A 2,716-nucleotide genomic window follows, 5' to 3' on the forward strand; every position below is an offset into this window, starting at 1 on the left:
CCTGACTTCTACTGCCACGTTGCGTCGTTCACCACGACCAACCTGAACGTGCAGTACAAGCTGAGCCCGAACCTGACGCTGCGCGGCGCGATCCTCAACCTGTTCGACAAGCAGCCGCCGATCGACGTCGGTACCTACGGCAACTCGGGTGTGCAGACCTCGTACAACGCTTCGCTGCACCAGGCAGGCGCTGTCGGCCGCTTCTACAGCGTAGGCCTGAACTACACGTTCTAAGCCGTTTCACAGCCTAGTTCCAGCTCTAGCCCCGGCAGCGGATGACTCCGCTGGCGGGGTTTTTTGTTTTGGTTCCCTCGATGCCGGGTACGCAGCGCAAAAAATGTTGCGTGGACCCAACGCTAGAAAAATCTTTGTCCATTTAAATGCATGCCACTTAAGCGTGCATATGGCACGTAATTACCATAACCAAACGGTGCGTTGTTGCGGCGCGTCAAAGATTCTTTAGATCAAACTTTCTCCTGTATTTATTTGTTGCGTATGTACATATGTATTTATGGGATATCTGACGAGAATTCCTCCCTTCTCATGCTGCACTGCAGCATGGTGCGCATGCGCACTTCCGCGGTGCAAATAATTGCAAAAAAGCAAAAATGTCAATTTTTCTGTATAAATGAAAATTGACATCAAAAGAGCAAGCATGGTTGTATGTATAGACATTTTTCCAATGCCAAACTGAAATATCTCGGTACTGGGAAATTTGGAGAACACGTCAACACGCGGTAGATGAACCTACTTTGAGAGAAATCCACGAAGGAGAAGTTTCCATGATGTTTAAAATGAAGTCGATGCCATTTGCGGTAGCATGCGCGATCGCTAGCGGTGCCCTGATGGCATCCTTGCCCGCAATGGCACAGACCACCGAGGCTGCCGGCGCCACGAGCGCACCGCAGCGCGTGGTCGTGACCGGCTCGCTGATCAGCCGTACCGACACTGAAACCGCTACCCCGGTGCAAGTGCTGACGGCACAAGACATCCAGCGCAGCGGCAAAACTTCCGTTGCCGAACTGCTGAACGACCTGGCCTCCAACGGCGCAGGTACCCTGGGCACCGGCTTCTCCGGCGCATTCGCCAACGGCGCCGCCGGCGTCTCGCTGCGTGGCCTGTCGGTCGGCTCGACCCTGGTCCTGCTCGACGGCCACCGCATGTCGCCATACGCGATCGGCGACGATTCGCAGCGCTCCTTCGTCGACGTCTCCAACATCCCGTTCGATGCCATCGACCAGATCGAAGTCCTGAAGGCCGGCGCTTCGTCGCTGTACGGTTCGGACGCGGTTGCAGGCGTGGTCAACATCAAGCTGAAGAAGAACTTCACCGGCGTCCGCGCCGCTGCAGAAACCGGCGACACCCAGCATGGCGGCGGCAAGACCAACCGCGCGTCGATCAGTGCCGGTACCGGCGACCTGGACAACGACGGCTACAACGCCTTCATCACCGCCGAATGGCGCCATCAGGGCTCGATCCGCGTGTCGCAGCGTGACCAGAACGCGTGGGACAACCGCGACTGGCGTTCGCGCGGCGGCAACAACCTGACCCTGGGCGTGCCGACCTCGCTGAACAACTACCTGACCACGGCCAGCTCGCCTTACCTGTACACCCCGGGCACCGGCGGCGTCAACAACGCGGCCAACTTCCAGTTCCTGGATCCGAACTGCAACTACACCTCGTACATGGCAGGCGGTTGCGCAGTGCGCGACACCACCTCGTTCATCCAGCCGGAAACCGAGAACCTGAACGTCCTGGTCGGCATGACCAAGAAGCTGAACAACGAATGGGAACTGGCCTTCAAGGGTTCGATATTCCGCCGTGACAGCCTGAACAACCGCGGCGTGTCGCCGGTGTACACCACCGGCGCCAGCTATGCCGGCAACACCTCGTTCAACAACGGCGTGCTGACCACCGGTGTGGGCCGCGTCCCGACCACCCGTTTCCAGCCGGGCGCCACGATCGGCTCGACCGGTAACAACACCCCGTTCCGCAATCCGATGAGCGGCCTGACCAGCCTGTACGGCTACATCCCGGGCCTGGAAGGCACCCAGACCTCGGACAACACCGCCAACACCTACCGCCTGGCGCTCGACCTGCACGGCAGCGCCTACGGCTGGGATGTCAGCGTCGCCGGCGGCCTGACCGAATCGAAGGTCGACATCGACTACAGCGGCTACGTCGACCGTGCCGCACTGTACAGCCTGATCCGTAACGGCCAGTGGAACGTGGTAGGCGGCAATTCGCCGGCCCTGATCAACCAGGTGTCGCCGCGCTTCTCGAATACGCTGGACTCAAGGCTGAACTACTTCGACGCCGTCGGTTCGCGCGAACTGATGCAGCTGGGCGCAGGTCCGCTGGCTGTAGCGGCCGGCGTGCACTGGCACAAGCGTACCTGGGATGCTCCGGCATCGCCGCTGACCTTGAACGGCCAGGTGGGCAACACCTCGGCCTTCGTGATGGGTTCGGAAACCAATACCGCGGCCTTCGCCGAACTGCGCGCCACCCCGATCGCCAATACCGAAATCAACCTGTCGAGCCGTTACGACCACTTCGATACCTACGGCAATTCGTTCACGCCTGCGGCTACCATCAAGTGGACCCCGAGCAAGACCTTCGCCGTCCGTGGTTCCTTCGCCCGCGGTTTCCGCGCACCGAACCCGGCGGAAACCGGCAATGCCGGTTCGTTCTTCTCGTACCACGCGATCAACGACCC

General features: G+C 59.9%; 2 protein-coding genes. Both read left to right on the forward strand.

Annotation, left to right across the window (positions count from 1 at the left end; all coding sequences use genetic code 11):
• Nucleotides 1–234: TonB-dependent receptor (locus FBX97_RS29395; RefSeq protein ID WP_141839550.1), on the forward strand; the 234-nt coding region annotated here is incomplete at its 5' end.
• Between the two features lie 611 nt (nt 235–845).
• Nucleotides 846–2,716, forward strand: a 1,871-nt coding sequence (locus tag FBX97_RS29400; protein ID WP_255517686.1) for a TonB-dependent siderophore receptor, incomplete at its 3' end; no start/stop codon positions are given.

The organism is Herbaspirillum sp. SJZ107 (assembly GCF_006715485.1).
Lineage (GTDB): Bacteria > Pseudomonadota > Gammaproteobacteria > Burkholderiales > Burkholderiaceae_D > Telluria.